Source organism: Pantoea sp. NGS-ED-1003 (assembly GCF_000738765.1).
Classification (GTDB): Bacteria; Pseudomonadota; Gammaproteobacteria; order Enterobacterales; family Enterobacteriaceae; genus Pantoea; species Pantoea septica.
The window spans coordinates 335,873-356,907 of sequence record NZ_JPQA01000003.1 but is presented as its reverse complement, the minus strand read 5'-3'; the positions used below and the strand labels follow the sequence as shown (position 1 = coordinate 356,907).

At 58.6% G+C, this 21,035-nt stretch carries 17 protein-coding genes; 7 read left to right on the top strand and 10 right to left on the bottom strand.

Annotation, left to right across the window (positions count from 1 at the left end; translation table 11 throughout):
• Nucleotides 1-9 precede the first annotated feature (9 nt).
• Entirely contained in the window at nt 10-810 is an 801-nt protein-coding gene (gene djlA / locus JS46_RS07890; RefSeq protein WP_033749456.1) for a co-chaperone DjlA, read from the bottom strand.
• Between the two features lie 182 nt (nt 811-992).
• Here djlA and lptD point away from each other — a divergent pair, with 182 nt between their 5' ends.
• Genes lptD through apaH form a run of 6 tightly spaced genes read left to right on the top strand, consistent with a single transcriptional unit; the run spans nt 993 to nt 7,812 of the window.
• Nucleotides 993-3,371 carry an LPS assembly protein LptD gene (lptD, locus tag JS46_RS07885; protein ID WP_051905594.1) on the top strand — a complete coding sequence of 793 codons (2,379 nt, stop codon included), beginning with the start codon at nt 993-995 and terminating at the stop codon, nt 3,369-3,371.
• Nucleotides 3,372-3,426: 55 nt separating this feature from the next.
• Nucleotides 3,427-4,722 (top strand): peptidylprolyl isomerase SurA, encoded by a 1,296-nt coding sequence (gene surA / locus JS46_RS07880; protein ID WP_033749453.1) that lies wholly within the window; start codon nt 3,427-3,429, stop codon nt 4,720-4,722.
• Nucleotides 4,712-5,704 (top strand): 4-hydroxythreonine-4-phosphate dehydrogenase PdxA, encoded by a 993-nt coding sequence (pdxA, locus tag JS46_RS07875; RefSeq protein ID WP_033749451.1) that lies wholly within the window; start codon nt 4,712-4,714, stop codon nt 5,702-5,704. The genes surA and pdxA overlap by 11 nt, the downstream gene beginning before the upstream one ends.
• Complete coding sequence (gene rsmA / locus JS46_RS07870) at nt 5,697-6,518, top strand: 16S rRNA (adenine(1518)-N(6)/adenine(1519)-N(6))-dimethyltransferase RsmA (RefSeq protein WP_033749450.1); 822 nt, start codon at nt 5,697-5,699, stop codon at nt 6,516-6,518. Before pdxA ends, rsmA begins: the two co-directional genes overlap by 8 nt.
• Before the next feature lie 3 nt (nt 6,519-6,521).
• A complete protein-coding gene (gene apaG / locus JS46_RS07865) occupies nt 6,522-6,899 on the top strand; it encodes a Co2+/Mg2+ efflux protein ApaG (protein WP_033749449.1) in 378 nt (125 codons plus the stop codon).
• Nucleotides 6,900-6,957: 58 nt separating this feature from the next.
• Entirely contained in the window at nt 6,958-7,812 is an 855-nt protein-coding gene (gene apaH / locus JS46_RS07860) for a bis(5'-nucleosyl)-tetraphosphatase (symmetrical) ApaH (protein ID WP_033749448.1), read from the top strand.
• 56 nt (nt 7,813-7,868) lie between these two features.
• Here the strand turns inward: apaH and folA are convergent, their stop codons facing one another.
• On the bottom strand, nt 7,869-8,348 hold the full coding sequence (gene folA / locus JS46_RS07855; protein WP_033749447.1) for a type 3 dihydrofolate reductase: 480 nt from the start codon (nt 8,346-8,348) through the stop codon (nt 7,869-7,871).
• A 263-nt stretch (nt 8,349-8,611) separates the two neighbouring features.
• Between folA and JS46_RS07850 the strand changes: the two genes are divergently transcribed.
• Nucleotides 8,612-8,989: a DUF805 domain-containing protein gene (locus JS46_RS07850; protein WP_033749655.1), complete on the top strand. Its 378-nt coding sequence runs from the start codon at nt 8,612-8,614 to the stop codon at nt 8,987-8,989.
• Between the two features lie 39 nt (nt 8,990-9,028).
• On the opposite strand, the gene JS46_RS07845 is transcribed toward JS46_RS07850, so the two are convergent.
• From JS46_RS07845 to ileS, 8 genes are all read right to left on the bottom strand, one after another.
• Nucleotides 9,029-10,168, bottom strand: a complete 1,140-nt coding sequence (locus JS46_RS07845; protein WP_033749446.1) for a porin — start codon at nt 10,166-10,168, stop codon at nt 9,029-9,031.
• 238 nt (nt 10,169-10,406) lie between these two features.
• On the bottom strand, nt 10,407-13,631 hold the full coding sequence (gene carB / locus JS46_RS07840; protein WP_033749444.1) for a carbamoyl-phosphate synthase large subunit: 3,225 nt from the start codon (nt 13,629-13,631) through the stop codon (nt 10,407-10,409).
• Nucleotides 13,632-13,645: 14 nt separating this feature from the next.
• Entirely contained in the window at nt 13,646-14,794 is a 1,149-nt protein-coding gene (carA, locus tag JS46_RS07835; protein WP_033749442.1) for a glutamine-hydrolyzing carbamoyl-phosphate synthase small subunit, read from the bottom strand.
• Between the two features lie 469 nt (nt 14,795-15,263).
• The gene (gene dapB, locus JS46_RS07830) at nt 15,264-16,079 is read right to left on the bottom strand and encodes a 4-hydroxy-tetrahydrodipicolinate reductase (protein WP_033749440.1); all 816 of its coding nucleotides are present in this window, start codon (nt 16,077-16,079) and stop codon (nt 15,264-15,266) included.
• A 214-nt stretch (nt 16,080-16,293) separates the two neighbouring features.
• On the bottom strand, nt 16,294-17,247 hold the full coding sequence (ispH, locus tag JS46_RS07825; RefSeq protein ID WP_033749438.1) for a 4-hydroxy-3-methylbut-2-enyl diphosphate reductase: 954 nt from the start codon (nt 17,245-17,247) through the stop codon (nt 16,294-16,296).
• Nucleotides 17,228-17,698, bottom strand: a complete 471-nt coding sequence (gene fkpB, locus JS46_RS07820; protein WP_033749437.1) for an FKBP-type peptidyl-prolyl cis-trans isomerase — start codon at nt 17,696-17,698, stop codon at nt 17,228-17,230. The genes ispH and fkpB overlap by 20 nt, the downstream gene beginning before the upstream one ends.
• Before the next feature lie 3 nt (nt 17,699-17,701).
• Nucleotides 17,702-18,205 (bottom strand): signal peptidase II, encoded by a 504-nt coding sequence (lspA, locus tag JS46_RS07815; RefSeq protein ID WP_033749436.1) that lies wholly within the window; start codon nt 18,203-18,205, stop codon nt 17,702-17,704.
• The gene (gene ileS / locus JS46_RS07810) at nt 18,205-21,024 is read right to left on the bottom strand and encodes an isoleucine--tRNA ligase (protein WP_033749653.1); all 2,820 of its coding nucleotides are present in this window, start codon (nt 21,022-21,024) and stop codon (nt 18,205-18,207) included. The genes lspA and ileS overlap by 1 nt, the downstream gene beginning before the upstream one ends.
• Between the last annotated feature and the right edge of the window lie 11 nt (nt 21,025-21,035).

Genomic DNA, 21,035 nt, shown 5'->3' with positions numbered 1-21,035 from the left:
GCCAGCGCGCTACTTAAAGCCTTTCTCGCGGCGAATCAGATCGTAAGCCGCCTGAATCTCCTGCGCCTTCTGCTTCGCCATCTCCATCATCTCCGGCGGCAAGCCTTTCGCCACCAGCTTATCGGGATGATGCTCGCTCATCAGCTTGCGATAGGCGCGCTTAATGGTGGTGGCGTCGTCGCTGCTTTTCACCCCCAGCACGCTGCAGGCGTCCTCCAGCGTCGGCCCGCGCTGCGCCTGCTGATAGCCGCCTTGCCCGCCGCCGAACTGCTGGCCGCCCTCCATCATGCGCAGGAACTGATCGAACTGAATGCGCGAGATGCCGAGCTCTTCGGCGATCACATAAAGCACCTGACGCTCGTTCGGATGCAGCGAGCCGTCGGCGAAGGCGGCCTGAATCTGAATTTCCAGAAACATCCGAATCAGATCGAAGCGGCCGAAACAGGCGCTGCGCAGTTCGCGCAGTTTGCTGCGTAGCGGGTAGTCGCCCTGCTTGCCTTCACGGAAGGCGCGCTGCGCGGCGGTGCGCGCATCGCCGTGCAGCTGCATGCGATCCATTAATAAAGAAGCGATTTGAATATCGGCTTCGGTAACGCGCCCTTTCGATTTGGTAAGGTGGCCCATTACCTGAAAAGTGGTCTGAAAAAACAGCGTCTGGCGGGTTTGGTTATTCGCGAACCAGGCCTGACCTTTTGCGCCGCGAACCTTATCGATCAGATGGCCAATCGCCAGGCCGAACACAATGCCCCAAAAACCGGCGCCGGAAAGCAGCCCCAGCACCAGCCCAATAACTTTTCCCCAGTAGCGCATAAACTCCTCAATTCGCCATGCTTGCGGCTGAAAATTGCATTATCATACCTGTCATTTATCCCAGCGCCTAACGGCAACGCGGACAGACACGGATTAACACTGGCACAACGCCGGGCAGTACGTTAGTCTCTGAGCCGATTGTCGGCATGATGCCAGTTTTCATGGAATTCTCGATACCGCGTATGAATAAACGACTACCTACCCTGCTGGCCACCATGATTGGCGCAGCGATATCCAGTCAGTCTGCTCTGGCCGACGATCTTATGTCGCAGTGTATGCTGGGCGTGCCGAGCTATAACCGCCCGCTGGTCACTGGCCAGACGAACCAGCTGCCGGTCACGATTCATTCCGACGCGGCGAAGGGAAACTATCCGGACGACGCGGTATTCACCGGCAACGTGGATGTACAGCAGGGCAACAGCCGCCTGCAGTCGGATGAGATGCAGCTGCACCAGCGCCAGCAGGAAGGACAAACCACGCCGGTTCGCACCGTCGACGCGCTGGGTAATGTGCGCTATGACGACAATCAGGTCATCCTGAAAGGTCCGAAAGCCTGGTCTAATCTGAATACCAAAGACACCAACGTCTGGAACGGCAACTACCAGATGGTGGGTCGTCAGGGACGCGGCGACGCCGATCTGATGAAGCAGCGCGCCGATAACCGCTACACCATTCTGGAAAACGGCACCTTCACCTCCTGTCTGCCCGGCTACAACAGCTGGAGCGTCGTGGGTTCCCAGGTGATCCAGGATCGCGAAGAAGAGGTGGCAGAGATCTGGAACGCCCGCTTTAAGCTGGGCGCGGTGCCGATCTTCTATAGTCCTTATCTGCAGCTGCCGATCGGCGATCGCCGCCGCTCCGGCTTCCTGATCCCGAACGCGAAATATGGCAGCAGCAAAGGATTCGAGTTTGTCCTGCCCTACTACTGGAACATCGCGCCGCAGGCGGACGCCACCATTACGCCGCACTACATGTCGAAGCGCGGCATGCAGCTGGAAAACGAATTCCGCTACCTGACGCAGTTCGGCGCCGGTCTGATGGAGTTCGACTACCTGCCGTCGGATGACCAGTACGATAAAGATAAAGCGGCGCGTAATATCGCGGAAGACAAGAGCAACGATCGCTGGCTCTTCTACTGGCGCCACGCCGGGGTCTACGACCAGCACTGGCGCTTCAACTCCGACTACACCAAAGTCAGCGATCCTTACTACTTTAACGATCTCGACTCGAAATATTACAACTCCACCGACGGCTATGCGACGCAGAAGTTTAGCTTCGGCTACGCCGACACCAACTGGGACGCCACGCTCTCCAGCCGCGACTTCCAGGTCTTCGGCGATACCAGCAACAGCAACGTCTATCGCGCGCAGCCGCAGCTCGATCTGAACTTCTACCAGAACGACATCGGTCCGTTCGACGGTCGCATTTACGCGCAGGCGGTGAAGTTCACCAACGTCAACAATAACTATCCAGAAGCGACTCGCCTGCACGTCGAGCCGACGCTGAACCTGCCGCTCTCCAACGGCTGGGCGAGTCTGGATACCGAGGCGAAGTTCCTTGCGACGCACTACCAGCAGGATTCGCTCGATTACTACAATGCTAATCTGGCAGATGCAGCCAACAGCCAGAGCGGCCAGCTGAAAAGCACGGTGAACCGCACCATGCCGCAGTTCAAGGTCGACGGCCGTCTGGTATTCGACCGCGATATGGACTGGGCGCAAGGCTATACCCAGACGCTCGAGCCGCGCGTGCAGTATCTCTATATTCCATACCGCAACCAGAGCGATATCTATCCGTACGACTCGACGCTGCTGCAGACCGACTATACCGGCCTGTTCCGCGACCGCACCTATAGCGGCCTGGATCGCATCGCCTCCGCCAACGAGGTATCGACCGGCGTCACCACGCGTATTTATGATCAGGATCTGGTTGAACGTTTTAACGTTTCCGTGGGTCAAATCTACTCGTTTACCCCTGCGCGTACCGGCGTAAACCAGACCAACAAAGAGGATGACACCGGCAGCCTGATTTGGGCCGGCGACACCTACTGGAAAGTCAGCGATCGCTGGGGCGTGCGCGGCGGGTTGCAGTATGACACCCGTCTCGACAACGTCGCGCAGGGCAATACCGTGCTGGAGTATCGTCGCGACGCCGACCGCGTTCTGCAGCTGAGCTATCGCTACAGCAGCCCGGAATATGTGGCCAGCGCGCTGAACAACTCCGACCTGGTGAACAACCCGATCTACAAAAAGGGTATTTCACAGGTAGGCGGCACCGCCAGCTGGCCGATTGCGGACGCCTGGTCAGTGGTGGGCGCGTACTACTACGATACGCGCAACCAGAAACCGGCTTCGCAGCTGGTTGGCCTGCAGTACAGCTCCTGCTGCTACGCGATCCGCGTCGGTTACGAACGCAAGATCAACGGTTGGGAAAACAACGACAGTAAGTATGACAACCAAATCTCATTCAACATTGAGCTGCGTGGTTTGAGCTCCGGTTATGGCTTAGGCACCGATCAGATGCTGCGTCAGGGCATTATCCCTTACCAGCGCGCTTTCTGATGTTGCGATGTTTGACTGGTAATTCCCGCACTGCGGAAACAACTATGGAAAAAGTATGAAGAACTGGAGAATGCTGATTCTGGGTGTGGCGGTAGCCGCCAACACCGCGTTCGCAGCACCACAAGTGGTTGATAAAGTCGCTGCCGTTGTCAATAACGGCGTCGTTCTGGAGAGTGACGTAGACAATATGCTGCGCACCGTAAAGGCGCAGGCGCAGCAGGCCGGACAGCAGCTGCCGGACGACAAGACGTTGCGTCACCAGATCCTAGAACGCCAGATCATGGACAACATTATCCTGCAGATGGGCGAAAAAGCGGGGCTGCAGATTAGCGATCAGCAACTCGACCAGGCGATCGGCAATATCGCCGCGCAGAACCATATGAGCCTCGATCAGCTGCGCAGCCGCCTGGCATACGACGGCGTTAACTATAGCGACTATCGCGGCCAGATCCGCAAAGAGATGCTGATCGCCGAAGTACGCAACAATGAAGTGCGTCGTCGCGTCACCATCCTGCCGCAGGAAGTCGATACGCTGGCCACTCAGGTCGGCGCGCAAAATGCTCAGGGCACCGAGCTGAACGTCAGCCAGATCCTGCTGCCGCTGCCGGAAAACCCGACGCAGCAGCAGGTCGACGATCAGGAAGCGCTGGCTAAGCAGCTGGTAGGCGAACTGAAAGGCGGCGCGGATTTCGGCAAGCTGGCCGTGACCTACTCCGCCGATCCGCAGGCGCTGAAAGGCGGCAATATGGGCTGGGGCAAAATTGAAGAGCTGCCGACCCTGTTTGCGCAGGCGCTCTCTTCTGCCAAAAAAGGCGATATCGTCGGCCCAATCCGTTCCGGCGTCGGCTTCCATATCCTGAAGGTCAACGATCTGCGCGGCGAGAGCAAAAACATCTCCGTCACCGAAGTGCACGCGCGCCATATCCTGATCAAACCGTCGCCGATCCTGACCGACGAGCAGGCGCGCGCGAAGCTGGAACAGATCGCCGCCGATATTCGCAGCGGTAAAACCAGTTTCGCGGCGGCAGCTAAACAGTTCTCTGACGATCCGGGCTCCGCTAATCAGGGCGGCGATCTGGGCTGGTCCTCGCCGGAAGCCTACGATCCGGCGTTCCGCGATGCCCTGCTGCAGCTGCAGAAAGGCCAGACCAGCCAGCCGGTTCACTCCTCTTTCGGCTGGCACCTGATTCAGCTGCTTGATACCCGTCAGGTCGATAAGACCGACGCGGCGCAGAAAGAGCGCGCCTATCGCCTGCTGTTCAACCGCAAGTTTGCCGAAGAAGCGCAGACATGGATGCAGGAACAGCGCGCCAGCGCCTACGTGAAAATCCTGGACGGCAATGCCCAGTAATTATCGCGTCGTCATCACGCCCGGCGAACCCGCCGGGATTGGTCCCGATCTCGCCATTCAGCTGGCTCAGCAAAACTGGCCGGTTGAACTGGTGGTCTGCGCGTCTCCGCAGCTGCTGTATGCGCGTGCCGCTCAGCTCGGCTTGCCGCTGACGCTGCGCGACTATCAGCCCGGCCTCGCGGCGCAGCCGCAGCAGGCCGGCTCGCTGACTATTCTGCCGATAGAGACCGCACAGCCGGTCACGCCGGGCGAACTCCAGCCGGCCAACAGCGCCTATGTGCTGGCGACCCTGGCGCGCGCCTGCGACGGCTGCCTCAACGGCGAATTCGCCGCGCTGATCACCGGTCCGGTGCATAAAGGCGTGATTAACGATGCCGGCATTCCTTTTACCGGCCATACCGAATTCTTCGCCGATCGCGCCGGCGGTCATCGCGTCGTGATGATGCTGGCGACCGAAGAGCTGCGCGTCGCGCTGGCGACAACGCATCTGCCGCTGAAAGATGTTTCTGCGGCCATTACCCACGCCAGCCTGCGCGAAGTGATTACCATCCTGCATCGCGATCTGCAGCAGAAATTCGCCATCCCACAGCCGCATATCTTTGTCTGCGGGCTTAATCCCCACGCGGGCGAAAGCGGCCACATGGGGCGCGAAGAGATCGATACGATTATTCCGGCGCTCGACTCGCTGCGCGAACAGGGCATTCAGCTTACCGGGCCGCTGCCGGCCGATACCCTTTTTCAGCCGAAATATCTGCAGCACGCCGATGCGGTACTGGCGATGTATCACGATCAGGGTTTGCCGGTGCTAAAATTTCAGGGGTTTGGCCGCGCGGTGAATATCACCCTCGGCCTGCCCTTTATCCGTACCTCCGTCGACCACGGCACCGCGCTGGAGCTAGCCGGTCTGGGCCAGGCGGAGCCGGGCAGCTTTATTACGGCGCTTAACCTCGCCATCACTATGATCAAGAGCAGTAATGAATAATCGCGTCCATCAGGGGCACTACGCCCGTAAACGTTTCGGGCAGAACTTCCTGAACGATCAGTACATTATCGATAGCATTGTCTCCGCCATTCATCCGCAGCGCAGCGAAGCGCTGGTGGAGATCGGCCCAGGCCTCGGCGCGCTGACCGAACCGGTCGGCGAGCGTCTCGACGCCTTAACGGTAGTCGAGCTGGACCGCGATCTGGCTGCGCGTCTGCAGACCCATCCGTTCCTCGGTCCGAAGCTGACGATCTATCAGCAGGATGCGATGACCTTCGATTTCGCCGCGCTGGCGAAAGAGAAAGGCCAGCCGCTGCGCGTCTTCGGCAACCTGCCTTACAATATTTCGACCCCGCTGATGTTTCACCTTTTCAGCTATACTGGTTCGATTAAAGATATGCACTTCATGCTGCAGAAAGAGGTGGTTAACCGCCTCGTCGCCGGGCCAGGCAGCAAAGCCTACGGCCGCCTCAGCGTGATGGCGCAATATTATTGTCAGGTTATCCCGGTGCTTGAAGTACCGCCGCACTCTTTTACGCCGCCGCCTAAGGTGGATTCGGCAGTGGTGCGCCTGGTGCCGTTTACGGAGCCGCCGCATCCGGTCAGCGATATTCGCGTACTGAGCCGCATCACCACCGAAGCCTTCGGCAAGCGCCGCAAAACCCTGCGCAACAGCCTCGGCTATTTGTTCGCCGCCGGCGCGCTGGATGAGCTGGGCATCGATGCAGGACTACGCGCGGAAAACGTGTCGGTGGCGCAATACTGTCAGTTAGCCAACTGGCTGGCGACCCACAACGTTGAACCGCTGGAGTAACGCATGAGTGAATCGGCCCGGATGTCTGTTCAGGTACAAAGTCTCTATATCGCTTCTCAATCCTCGCCGGAAGAGGAGCGCTTCGTCTTTGCCTATACCATTACCATCCGCAATCTGGGTCGAAACGCCGTGCAGCTGCTGGGCCGCTACTGGCTTATCACTAACGGCAACGGGCGCGAAACCGAAGTTCAGGGCGAAGGCGTGGTCGGCGAGCAGCCCGTGATTGCACCCGGCAGCGAATTTCAGTACACCAGCGGCGCGGTTATCGAAACGCCGATGGGCACCATGCAGGGACACTATGTGATGCAGGATGAAGAGGGGGAAACCTTTCACATCGACATCCCAGTGTTCCGCCTCGCCGTAGAAACCCATATACACTGATCTTTTCACCCTTCGCCCGGCTTTGCCGGGCGCGGTTTTTTATTGCGGATAATTCTCTATGAGCACATATCTGATTGGCGACGTTCACGGTTGTTACGATGAGCTGCGCGCTCTGCTGGAGCAGGTCGACTTTTCGCCTGAGCAGGACAGGCTGTGGCTGACCGGCGATCTGGTCGCGCGCGGCCCGGGTTCGCTTGAGGTGCTGCGCTACGTAAAATCGCTCGGCGAGAGCGTCCGTATGGTGCTGGGCAATCACGATTTGCATCTGCTGGCGGTGTTCGCCGGCATCAGCCGCAACAAACCCAAGGATCGCCTGACGCCGCTGCTCGAAGCGGAGGACGCCGACGAGCTGCTTAACTGGCTGCGCCGTCAGCCGCTGTTGCAGGTCGATGAAGAGAAGAAGCTGGTAATGGCGCATGCCGGCGTGACGCCGCAGTGGGATTTAGAGACTGCGCAGGCCTGCGCGCGCGAGCTGGAGGCGGTGCTTTCCAGCGACAGCTATCCACTGTTTCTGGACGCTATGTACGGCGATATGCCGAATAACTGGACGCCGGAGCTGAGCGGCCTGGCGCGCCTGCGCTTTTCCGCCAACGCCCTGACGCGCATGCGCTTCTGCTTCCCCAACGGCCAGCTCGATATGATCTGCAAAGAGGCGCCGGACTCCGCGCCGCCGCCGCTCAGGCCCTGGTTCACCATCCCCGGCAAGCTGCCTGACGACTACACGCAGGTTTTCGGCCACTGGGCCTCGCTGGAGGGCAAAGGCACGCCGCCCGGCGTGATCGGCCTGGATACCGGCTGCTGCTGGGGCGGCGTGCTGACGCTGCTGCACTGGGAAAGCCAGCGCTACTATACGCAGCCTTCCAGCCGTCAGTCGTCGACAACCGACAGCGTCCCGCCGCAGCAGTCCGCCTGAGAGAGGCGCAAAAGAAAACGCCTTGTCGGAAGACAAGGCGTTTTGCTGATTAACGCTTAGCGGCGATCGAGGATTTCGAAGCAGTAGCTGTGGGAGTTCTGCTCGTCGGCGTCATGAAACTCGCTAAAGGTTGATTGCCATTCGTCCGGTTCGTAATCCGGGAACTGCGTGTCCCCTTCTACCTCGGCGTCGATATGGGTGAGATAGAGACGATCGGCGCGCTTCAGCATCTGCTCGTAGATCCGCCCGCCGCCAATCACCATTATCTCCGGCACGTCGCCAGCCGCTTTAATCGCCTCGTCCAGCGAGGTCACCCAAGTCACCCCTTCCGTCGCGCCCGGCTGGCTGCTGACCACGATATTAAGGCGTCCCGGCAGCGGACGACCGATGGATTCAAAGGTCAGACGACCCATAATCACCGGCTTATTCAGGGTGTTACGTTTAAACCACGCCAAATCTGCAGGCAGATTCCACGGCATGGCACCTTCCATACCAATGACGCGATCTGCTGCTAATGCCGCGATCAGACTAATCATGTTAAGAGACTCACAGATAAAAAATTCGCGCCATCATACGTAAAGGCGAAACTTTCGTCGATAGCGGGAAGAGTGTAATTACGTAAAGGGCTTTTGCCACCGCATTTTTCTTACTCAGCAGAGTTTTACACCGCTTTTTTCCTGTGCGGCGCCCTAAGCCGCCAGATAAAATAGGTTACCTGGCACAAGGGCGGGAATAGCGCGTTTCACCTTGACCTGACGGGAACGGCTGCTCTGATTTGATTAAAAAAGGGACCAATAAAGTGAATCACTATCTGACGGTTTTAAAAATGTATGCGGTTGTCAACGGTCGCTGTCGTCGCAAAACGTTCTGGCTGTTTTTATTATTCAGCACACTGATTTCGCTGGCCTGTAGCGCGGTCGATGAACTGCTCGGACTGAAAATTTTTTCTGATCAGGGGCTGCTTTCGTTCATCTACTCCGTCGCCGTCCTGATCCCCTCTGTCGCCGTCGGCGTACGCCGCCTGCACGATCTCGATCGCTCCGGCTGGTGGCTGCTGATTATGTTGATTCCGCTACTGGGCACGCTGCTGCTGCTGATTTACTTCTGCCTGCGCGGCACGGTCGGTCCCAACCGATTTGGCCCCGATCCGCTGGATGAAGCCGCGATCGTCCCCTAAAAAAACGGCTCCCGAGGGAGCCGTTTTATGTTTTGACGATTAGAAATCGTAGCGCAGACGCACCAGGTTCATATCGCCCAGGTTGTCGGTGCTGGAGGTAAAGACGTGTTCGTAGTCGACGCGGAAGCCGTAGTCGAGGAACAGCGTGACGCCCACGCCGTTGTCGATGCGCTGGTAATTGCGGCCGTTAACATACTCCAGGCGATCGCCCATCACGTAAGGCTGCACCGCTTTCAGACCGTACTGCTTGACCGGAATCTTGTAACCGGCAAAGTATTCCAGGCCCCATGCGTCATCGGCAAAGTAGTCGTTGACGTTGCTGCGCTTGGTCAGCAGGAAGTTTTGATACCAGCCGCCGCCCGCAGAGAGCGTCCAGTTGCCCGGCTTCCAGCTTAATGCGGTGCCGTAGATATTCTGGTTGTAGTCGCCGCTGTCGCTATTGCCCGGATTACGCATCTCCGCGCGGGTATAGTTCCACGCCGTGCCCCAGGTCAGGTCGTCGGTAATATGGTAATCCACGCCCAGCGAACCGCCGCCTTTGCGCTTGTAGCGCAGGCCGTTGCCCGGCAGGTATTCGTTGTCGCTGAACAGATAAGAGGCGTAGAGGTCGACCGCGCCGAAGGTGTTTTTATACTTCAGCTGTTTGCGCGAACGGTAAGAGCCGTCGTAGTCGCCGTTGATGCCGTTGCCCGGCGCCTGGCCTTTCATGTCGTAATCCCAGATATCGGTCTTCGCGCCGACAACATCATAGAAGACGCTGTTCTGCTGGCCGAAATAGATCTCGCCCCAGGTTTTACTTTTCAGGCCGGTATAAAGCTGGCGACGCGTAGTGTCGTTAGCGCCGTCTTTATAGTGATTGTCCCAGTCAAATACGGCAGGAATATTCACGCCGACTTCATAATAGCTCGCCCAGCTAATATCATCGAACAGATAATAGTCAGCGGCGAAACGGAAGCGGGTACCGCCGTCAAAGCCATTACGCTTGTAAGATTTATCGTTGACGCCGGTCTGGTGTTCGAACTGCGGACGAATACTGCCGCCTACGGTGAAGTTCAGTCGGCTCAGCGGATCGCCCGCCTGCGGATCTTGTTTAAGCAGAGTAATTTCAGCCTGGCTGGCAAAGGGCGCAGCCGCCATTAACGCAGCAATAGCGCTCAGTGTGAAAGCACGCATTTTCATTTTTTTATAAATCCCTGATTGGCCCGGAAGAATAGGCGGCGAAATATTACGTTGAGCAGACAGGCTTTCGCTTTATAAATTTGTGCGGTTTTTACAGAAAATAGCAGCAATAGCATTGCGCGCTAAGCCTAAAGACAAATGCGCAAAACTTTAATCGTTTTTAGTTATTTATTATCAAAGCTGGCGATAAAAAAATAAAAAAAACGGCCCCGGAGGGCCGTTTAATTATGCACGGAAATTAACCGTTAATAAGCGCGTGCATTTCCTGTACGGAAATCACTTTTTCCGTCGGATCCGCATTCAACGACATCGCCGTGGCGAAACCGCCGTTCAGCGTGGTGTCGTAGTGCACTTTATATTGCAGCGCGCTGCGGCGAATAACGCGCGAATCCTCAATCGCCTGACGACCGGCAGTGGTGTTGACGATATAGGTATATTCACCGTTCTTCAGGCGATCCTGAATATGCGGACGACCTTCGTGCACCTTATTCACCAGACGCGGATTAATGCCCGCTTCACCCAGCACTACGGCGGTGCCGTGGGTGGCGTCCAGCTCAAAGCCGAACTTCAGCAGCTTGGCCGCCAGATCGACGATGCGCTTCTTATCGCCTTCGCGTACCGACAGCAGCGCGCGGCCGCTCTTCTTCATATTGCTCTGAGCGCCCAGCATCGCTTTCGAGAAGGCTTCGGCAAAGGTACGGCCCACGCCCATCACTTCACCGGTGGAGCGCATTTCCGGGCCGAGAATCGGATCCACGCCCTGGAATTTGTTGAACGGCAGCACCACCTCTTTCACCGAGTAGTACGGCGGGATCACCTCTTTAGTGACGCCCTGCTCGGCCAGCGTTTTGCCCGCCATCACGCGCGCCGCCACTTTCGCCAGCGGCACGCCGGTGGCTTTAGAGACGAACGGCACGGTGCGCGCCGCGCGCGGGTTGACCTCAATCAGGTAAACCTCGTTGTCCTTCACCGCGAACTGCACGTTCATCAGGCCGCGCACGTTGAGTTCGAACGCCAGGCGCTCGACCTGCTGACGCATCACGTTCTGAATTTCCTGGCTCAGCGTGTAGGCGGGCAGCGAACAGGCGGAGTCGCCTGAATGCACGCCTGCCTGCTCGATGTGCTCCATGATGCCGCCAATCAGCACCCGCTCGCCGTCGCAGATCGCGTCCACGTCCACTTCGACCGCGTCGTCCAGGAAGCGGTCCAGCAGCACCGGCGCGTCGTTGGAGACAGAGACGGCGGTCTGGAAGTAGCGCTTGAGGTCGATCTCGTCGTAGACGATCTCCATTGCGCGGCCGCCCAGCACATAAGAAGGACGCACCACCAGCGGATAGCCGAGGCTGGCCGCTTTCTCGACCGCCTGCTCCAGCGTAGTGACGGTGGCGTTAGCCGGCTGCTTCAGGTTCAGGCGATCGACCGCCTGCTGGAAGCGCTCGCGGTCTTCGGCGCGGTCAATCGCGTCCGGGCTGGTGCCGATAACCGGCACGCCCGCCGCTTCCAGCGCGCGCGCCAGCTTCAGCGGCGTCTGGCCGCCGTACTGCACGATCACGCCTTTCGGCTGCTCAATGCGCACGATCTCCAGCACGTCTTCCAGCGTGACCGGCTCGAAGTAGAGACGGTCAGAGGTGTCGTAGTCGGTAGAGACCGTTTCCGGGTTACAGTTCACCATGATGGTTTCGAAACCATCTTCGCGCAGCGCCAGCGCCGCGTGCACGCAGCAGTAGTCGAACTCGATGCCCTGCCCGATGCGGTTTGGTCCGCCGCCCAGCACCATAATCTTGTCGCGATCCTGATTCGGGTTCGCCTCGCACTCCTCTTCATAGGTGGAGTACATATAGGCGGTATCGGTCGCGAACTCGGCGGCGCAGGTATCGACGCGCTTATAGACCGGATGCAGGTTGTACTGCTGACGCAGCTTGCGGATCTCGCCTTCCGAGACGCCCGCCAGCGCCGCCAGACGCGCGTCGGCAAAGCCTTTGCGCTTCAGCACGCGCAGGAACGGCTGGCTCAGACCGTTGACGCCTTCGCGCGCCACCTGCTCTTCCAGACGCACCAGTTCTTCAATTTGCACCAGGAACCAGCGGTCAATATTGGTCAGGTTAAAGACGCCATCGACCGACATCCCGGCGCGGAAGGCATCGGCGATATACCAGATACGCTCGGCGCCGGCATCTTTCAGCTCGCGGCGAATGCGGGTCAGCGCATCGGCGTCGTCAAGGTGCACTTTCGGGTCGAAGCCGTTGGCGCCCACTTCCAGGCCGCGCAGCGCTTTCTGCATCGACTCCTGGAAGGTGCGGCCAATCGCCATCACTTCGCCGACCGATTTCATCTGGGTGGTCAGACGGTCGTTCGCGCCGGCGAATTTCTCGAAGTTAAAGCGCGGGATCTTGGTGACGACATAGTCGATAGAGGGTTCGAACGACGCCGGAGTCAAACCGCCGGTGATGTCGTTCATCAGCTCGTCCAGCGTGAAGCCGACTGCCAGCTTGGCCGCCACTTTGGCGATCGGGAAGCCGGTCGCCTTAGAGGCGAGCGCCGAGGAGCGCGAGACGCGCGGGTTCATTTCGATCACGATCAGACGGCCGTCCTTCGGGTTAACCGAGAACTGGACGTTGGAGCCGCCGGTTTCCACGCCGATTTCACGCAGCACCGCCAGCGAGGCGTTACGCATGATCTGATACTCTTTATCGGTCAGCGTCTGCGCCGGCGCGACGGTGATGGAGTCGCCGGTGTGAATGCCCATGGCGTCGAAGTTTTCGATAGAGCAGACGATGATGCAGTTGTCGTTCTTGTCGCGCACCACCTCCATCTCATACTCTTTCCAGCCAATCAGCGACTCATCGATCAACAGCTCGTTGGTGGGCGAGAGATCGAGGCCGCGTTCGCAGATCTCTTCAAACTCTTCACGGTTGTAGGCGATGCCGCCGCCGGTGCCGCCCATGGTGAACGAGGGACGAATAATGCACGGGAAGCCGACATCTTCAGCCACGGCCAGCGCTTCTTCCATGGTATGGGCGATGCCTGAACGCGCCGTATCCAGTCCGATGCTTTTCATCGCCACGTCGAAACGGCGGCGATCTTCTGCTTTGTCGATCGCATCAGCCGTGGCGCCAATCATGGTGACGCCGAACTCTTCCAGCACGCCCTGACGCTCCAGCTCCAGCGCGCAGTTCAGCGCGGTCTGGCCGCCCATGGTCGGCAGCACCGCGTCCGGGCGCTCTTTTTCGATAATTTTGCGCACCACTTCCCAGTGAATCGGCTCGATATAGGTGGCATCGGCCATCTCCGGGTCGGTCATAATGGTCGCCGGGTTGGAGTTCACCAGAATGACGCGGTAGCCCTCTTCGCGCAGCGCCTTACACGCCTGCGCGCCAGAGTAGTCAAACTCACAGGCCTGGCCGATAACAATCGGGCCTGCGCCAAGGATCAGGATGGATTTTATATCTGTACGTTTCGGCATTTTCTGGCTCCTGATTACTTAGCTTTCGAACGGTAGGCTTCGATCAGCTCGATAAAGTGATCGAACAGCGGCGCAGCGTCGTGCGGGCCCGGGCTCGCTTCCGGATGTCCCTGGAAGCTGAACGCCGGTTTATCGGTGCGGTGAATGCCCTGCACCGTTTTGTCGAACAGCGAAATGTGCGTCACGCGCAGGTTCGCCGGCAGGCTGGCGTCATCGACGGCAAAGCCGTGGTTTTGCGCGGTGATCATGACGCGGTTGTTGTCGAGATCCTGCACCGGATGGTTGCCGCCGTGGTGACCAAGCTTCATCTTCACCGTTTTCGCGCCGCTCGCCAGCGCCAGCAGCTGATGGCCGAGACAGATGCCGAACACCGGAACCTCCGTCTCGAGGAAAGCTTTGATCGCGCTGATAGCGTAATCGCACGGCTCCGGGTCGCCTGGTCCGTTAGAGAGGAAAATCCCGTCTGGGTTAAGCTTCAGCACCTCTTCGGCAGGCGTCTGCGCCGGCACCACCGTCAGGCGACAGCCGCGATCCACCAGCATGCGGAAAATATTGAATTTCACGCCGTAATCGTAGGCCACGACGTGATACGGCAGCGCTTCCGTGCTCTTCGCCTGCGGCAGGCCCTCGTTCAGCGTCCAGGAACCCTGCTGCCAGCTATAGGTCTCCGCCGTTGTGACTTCTTTCGCCAGATCCATCCCTTTCAGCCCCGGGAACGCCTGCGCTTTCTGCAGCGCCAGCGCCGCGTCGGGGTTGTCGCCCGCGATGATGCAGCCGTTTTGCGCCCCTTTTTCACGCAGCAGACGCGTCAGCTTGCGGGTGTCGATATCGGCGATGCCCACTACGTTATTGCGCTGCAGGTAAGCTGACAGGCTCTCTTCGCTGCGGAAATTGCTGACAATCAGCGGCAGGTCGCGAATGACCAGGCCTTGCGCGTGAATTTGCGTGGATTCCGCGTCAGCGGCGTTGACGCCGACATTGCCGATATGGGGGTAAGTGAGGGTGACGATCTGGCGGGAATAGGAGGGATCAGTGAGTATTTCTTGATAACCGGTCATTGACGTATTGAAAACGACCTCCCCCACTGCCGATCCCGTTGCCCCTATGGCCCGACCGTGGAATTGGGTTCCGTCTTCCAGAACCAAGAGCGCTGACTTAATCAAAACATCCTCCAGGGAATAAACAGTCACAATATTTGCATATTAATTCAAAATTTGGCCCTGAATCAAGGCAAAAACCGCCTGAGTGGTCGATTTTTGGCAAATTGCGCGCATTCTAATGATCACACCCTGGCTTGTCTACCCTGAAGCGTAATTTTTTAGTGGTTTTCGAGTCACTGAAGGTAAAAACCAAGAATAAGTCGCAAAAAAGCGATATTAGCGGCGGGAATAAACGGTTGCCTGAGAGAAATAAAATAAAAGCGGGCCGCTGAGACCACTATTTTTGACCAAGTGGTCAAAAGAGGTCTTTTTTTAATCTCATATACAGGTAAAACACAATATTTTAGAGCTTTTACCACACATAGAAACCAAAGCCGGTATTTATATAAAAAATAAAGGGCGATAATGATATCACCCTTCTCAATCAATCTCTTACTGATTGAAATAACCACATCACGATGGTTCACAACATTCACAGCATCGATAAATCCAGCACGTCATGCATATCATAAAGGCCAGATTTCTCTTCTTTAAGCCACAATGCTGCCTTAACCGCGCCATTTGCGAAGGTCATGCGGCTTGAAGCCTTGTGAGTTATCTCAACGCGTTCGCCGATATCTGCAAACATCGCCGTATGCTCGCCGACGATGTCGCCTGCACGCACCGTGGCGAAACCGATAGTCTGCGGCTTGCGCTCGCCGGTATGACCTTCGCGCGCGTAGACGGCATGATCCTTCAAATCCCAGTTCATGGCGTCGGCAATCGCTTCGCCCATCGCCAGCGCCGTGCCGGAAGGCGCGTCAACCTTATGGCGGTGGTGCGCTTCGACAATTTCGATATCGGCGTAGTCGCCCATCACCTTCGCCGCTTTTTCCAGCAGCTTGAGCACCAGATTCACGCCGACGCTAAAGTTAGCGGCGAAGACGATGCCGATATCGGCGGCGGCGGCCTGAATCGCCGCTTTGCCCGCGTCGTCGAAGCCGGTGGTGCCGATCACCATCGCCTTATTGTATTCGCGGCAAAGCGCCAGATAGTGCAGCGTGCCTTCAGGGCGAGTGAAATCCACCAGCACGTCAAAGTCATCCATCACGCTGCGTAAATCGTCGGCGATAATGACGCCGTTTTTCCCCAGCCCGGCCAGTTCGCCGGCGTCGCTGCCAGTCAGCGAGGACCCGGGACGCACCAGCGCGGCGCCCAGCTCGACGCCTTCCGCCTGCTGCGTCGCCTCAATCAGATTGCGCCCCATACGACCTGAGGCGCCTACGATGGCAATGCGGTAATTACTCATATTTATTCATTCCTGATACAAAACTATGCATGCAAAGCGCAATCAGGTTAACGTTAGGTTAACAGACGCGCCACTACTAAACCGGGATAATTAGAATTTCAGGGTAGCGCTTACCGATTATCAGTAAAAGCAATTCCGCTGGCTGAAACTCAACCCTTCCGCCCATAAAAAAGGCCGACTGTCGTCGGCCTTTCAGCAAGCTGAGGGTGCAGGCTTACTGCACGTTACGGACTTCGACGCGCAGCTCTTTCGGCACTTCAAAAACAATGTTCTCTTCGCGGCCAATCAGTTCGATGGCCGCTTCGCCACCCAGCTCGCGCAGGCGCTGGATCACCTGCTGCACCAGAATGTCGGGCGCCGATGCGCCAGCGGTTACGCCAATGCACGCAATGCCTTTTACCCACTCTTCCTGAATGTCGTCCGCGGAGTCGATCAGCTTCGCCAGCTTGCCGGCGCGCTGCGCCAGCTCCGCCAGACGATTGGAGTTTGAGGAGTTCTTCGAGCCGACCACCAGCACCACCTCCGCATCGCGCGCCAGCACGCGCACCGCTTCCTGCCGGTTGGTGGTGGCGTAGCAGATATCGTCCTTACGCGGGCCGATAATTGCCGGAAAGCGCGCGCGCAGCGCATCGATCACGTCAGAGGTATCATCCACCGACAGCGTGGTCTGCGTCATAAAGCAGAGATTGCTCTCATCCTTTACCTGCAGCTTAAAGACATCTTCCGGCGACTCCACCAGATACATGCCGCCGTTCGGGTTACTGTACTGGCCCATGGTGCCTTCAACTTCCGGATGCCCGGCATGGCCGATCAGGATCGCTTCCACCCCTTTACGGCTGGCGCGCGCCACCTCCATATGCACCTTGGTCACCAGCGGACAGGTGGCGTCGAACAGCATGGTCAGGCTGCGCGCTTTCGCTTCGGCGCGAACCGCCTGCGATACGCCGTGCGCCGAGAAAATCAGAATGGCGTTATCCGGCACTTCGCTGATCTCTTCGATAAAGATCGCGCCACGTTCACGCAGGCTGTTCACCACGTAGCGGTTGTGCACCACTTCATGACGCACATAGATCGGCGCGCCGTACATCTCCAGCGCACGCTCGACAATGCTGATGGCGCGATCGACGCCGGCGCAGAAGCCGCGCGGGTTAGCCAGCAGGATTTGCATCGTTTGCCTCCAGTGCCGGATTGACTTCCAGCACGTCGATATCGAAGTGAACCTGATGACCGGCCAGCGGATGGTTGAAATCCACGGTGATAGAATCCCCGGAGATTTCGCGGATCACGCCGGGCATTTCGCTGCCGCCCATGCCGGTAAAGAGCATGATGGCGCCGATTTCCGGCTCGCCCGCATTAATAAAGTCGCGGCGCGAGAAGTACTGGATCAGATCCGGGCTGACGGCGCCGAACGCCGCTTCCGGCTCCAGCGTAAAGGCGTGCTTGTCGCCCGCCTTCAATCCCAGCAGCTCCTGCTCCAGCGCGGCGGAAAGGCTGCCGTCGCCCAGGCGGAACAGCGCCGGTTTGCCGGACGCGGAGGTCGACTCCGCGACGGAGCCATCCTCAAGCTTCAGCGTGAAATGCAGCAGCACCGCGCTGTCGCGCTCTACAGAGACAGTCATGTCTTACCCTTGTTTTGCCTGTTTGCCGGCGGGGCTGAGAAAGCCCTCCAGCACCACTAACGCGGCGCCGATACAGATGCCGCAGTCAGCGATATTAAAGGTGGCGAAGTGCCAGTCACCGATATAGAAGTCGATAAAGTCGACAACGAATCCGTGATAAGCACGATCGAACAGGTTGCCCGCCGCGCCGCCGATAATCAGCGCGTAGGCGATATTAACGATTTTCTGGCTGGCGCGGCTGCGGTACATCATCACCAGCAGCGCCAACACGATAGCGATGGCGATGCCGGCGAAGAACCAGCGCTGCCAGCCGCCTTTATCCGCCAGGAAGCTGAACGCCGCGCCGTAGTTGTGCGCGTAGAACAGGTTGAGGAACGGCATCAGCGGCTGCGTTTCATGCAGCATCATGTTGTTCATCACCCACTGCTTGCTGGCGAAATCGACCAGGATCACCGCCAGCACCAGCCATACCCAGCGTAAGCCGGTTGAGAGAATTGGTTTACGCATCAGGCAAATTTACGCTCTTCGCCGTTGCCGGCCAGGTTGGTGTAACAGCGTCCGCACACGGCAAGATGCTCCGCGTTCTGGCCGACGTCCGTAGTGTAGTGCCAGCAGCGCGGGCATTTCTCGCCTTCCGCTTTATGCAGGGCGATTTTCAGACCTTTTACCAGCTCGCTCTGCTGCGCTTCTTCGCTCGCCAGCGCGTAATCCGCCACCGTCGCGCCTGAGGTCAGCAGCACAAAGCGCAGCTCGTCGCCCAGCGCCTGCAGCTTCTCAGCCAGCGCCGCATCGGCATAGAGCGTCACGGTCGCTTCCAGCGCACCGCCGATACGCTTGTCGCTGCGCGCCTGCTCGATAGCCTTGTTGACTTCGCCGCGCACCTTCAGCAGCTCCGCCCAGTAGGCGTCGTTCAGCGCCTCGTCCTGCGACAGACCGAACAGGCCGCTATACCACTCCTCGGTGAAGACGTACTGCGCGCGTTTGCCCGGCAGATAGCCCCAGATTTCGTCGGCGGTAAAGGACATGATCGGCGCCATCCAGCGCACCAGCGCCTCGGCGATATGCCACAGCGCGGTCTGGCAGCTGCGGCGCGCCAGGCTGTCGCCCTTCGCGGTGTACTGGCGATCCTTAATGATATCCAGATAGAACGAACCCATCTCGACCGAGCAGAACTGCATCAGGCGCTGGATAACCTCATGGAAATCGTAGTTGTCGTACGACGCGACGATATCCGCCTGCGCCGCCTGCGCGCGGCCGACCGCCCAGCGATCCACAACCACCATCTCTTCCGGCGCCACCATATCGGTTTCCGGATTGAAGCCGTTGAGGTTCGCCAGCAGGAAGCGCGCGGTGTTGCGGATGCGACGATAGGCGTCGGCAGAGCGTTTCAGGATCTCGTCAGAGACCGCCATCTCGCCGGAGTAGTCGGTAGAGGCGACCCACAGACGCAGAATATCCGCGCCCAGTTTGTTCATCACGTCCTGCGGTGAAACGGTGTTGCCGATCGACTTGGACATCTTGCGTCCCTGACCATCCACGGTAAAGCCGTGGGTCAGCACCTGACGATAAGGCGCTTTGCCCTTCATCGCGGTAGAGATCATCAGCGAAGACATAAACCAGCCGCGATGCTGGTCGGAGCCTTCCAGATACATATCGGCAGAGTGGCCGCCAAACTCCGGACGCGCGTCGACTACCGCATAGCTGGTAGAGCCGGAGTCGAACCAGACGTCCAGCGTGTCCGGCACCTTCACGTAGCTGTCGGCGTCGTCGCCCATCAGATCGCGCGGATCGAGATCCCACCACGCCTGAATGCCGTCCTGCTCGACGCGCTGCGCGACTTTCTCCATTAGCGCCAGCGTATCGGGATGCAGCTGCTCGGTCTCTTTATGCACGAACAGCGCCATCGGCACGCCCCAGGTGCGCTGACGAGAGATGCACCAGTCCGGGCGATTGGCCACCATCGCTTCGATACGCGCCTGGCCCCAGTCCGGGATCCACTGCACGCCTTTGATCTCTTTCAGCGACTGCGCGCGCAGCCCTTTCTGATCCATGCTGATGAACCACTGCGGCGTGGCGCGGAAGATGATCGGCGTTTTGTGACGCCAGCAGTGCGGGTAGCTGTGCAGCAGTTTTTCCACATGCAGCAGCGCGCCCTTCTCTTTCAGCAGCTCGACGATCACGTCGTTGGCTTTGAAGACGTTCAGGCCGTCGAGGGTCGGATAGGTGCCCGGCAGATAGGTGCCGTCCGGGCCAACCGGGTTCGCCACTTCGATGCCATATTTCTGCCCGATAACATAGTCGTCCGGACCGTGGCCCGGCGCGGTGTGCACGGCACCGGTACCGGCTTCGAGCGTAACGTGCTCGCCCAACACCACCGGCGACTGAATGTTCACCAGGAAAGGATGCTGGAAGGTCAGACGCTCCAGCGCCGCGCCTTTGCATTCGCCCAGCACGGTCCACTCGGCGACGCCAGCGCGCTTCAGCACGCTCTCGACCAGCTCTTTCGCAAGGATCAGAGCGCGACCATCGATCTGCACCAGCTGATAGTCGAACTCAGGGTGCAGCGAGATAGCGCGGTTGGCCGGCATGGTCCAGGGCGTCGTGGTCCAGATCACCAGCGAGATTGGGCCGTTGACCGGCGCGTCGCCGAACTGCGCGCGCACCGCGTCGCGGTCTACCGCGTTGAACATGACGTCGATAGAGGGCGAGGTTTTGTCATAGTATTCGACTTCCGCTTCCGCCAGCGCCGAGCGGCAGTCCAGACACCAGTGCACCGGCTTCGCGCCTTTGTGCAGATGACCATTACCGATGATTTTTCCCAGCGCGCGGATGATATTGGCTTCGGTCTGGAAGTTCATCGTCAGGTAGGGACGATCCCAGTCGCCCAGCACGCCGAGACGGATAAAGTCCGCCTTCTGCCCTTCCACCTGCTCGGCGGCATATTTGCGGCATGCTTCGCGGAATTCGGCCGGCGTGACTTTTTCGCCCGGCTTGCCGATCATCTGCTCGACCTTATGCTCGATCGGCAGACCGTGACAGTCCCAGCCCGGCACGTAAGGCGAGTCGAAGCCCGCCATGCCTTTCGACTTGACGATAATGTCTTTCAGAATCTTGTTAACTGAGTGACCAATATGGATGCTGCCGTTGGCATAGGGAGGGCCGTCATGCAGGATAAAGGTTTTTTTCCCTTTTTTGGCTTCGCGGATGATGCCGTACAGGTTGTCATCATACCAGCGCTGCAGCATTCCCGGCTCGCGTTTGGCAAGATCGCCACGCATCGGGAACCCCGTTTCGGGCAAATTCAGGGTAGATTTATAGTCACTCATCAGATTCTCGT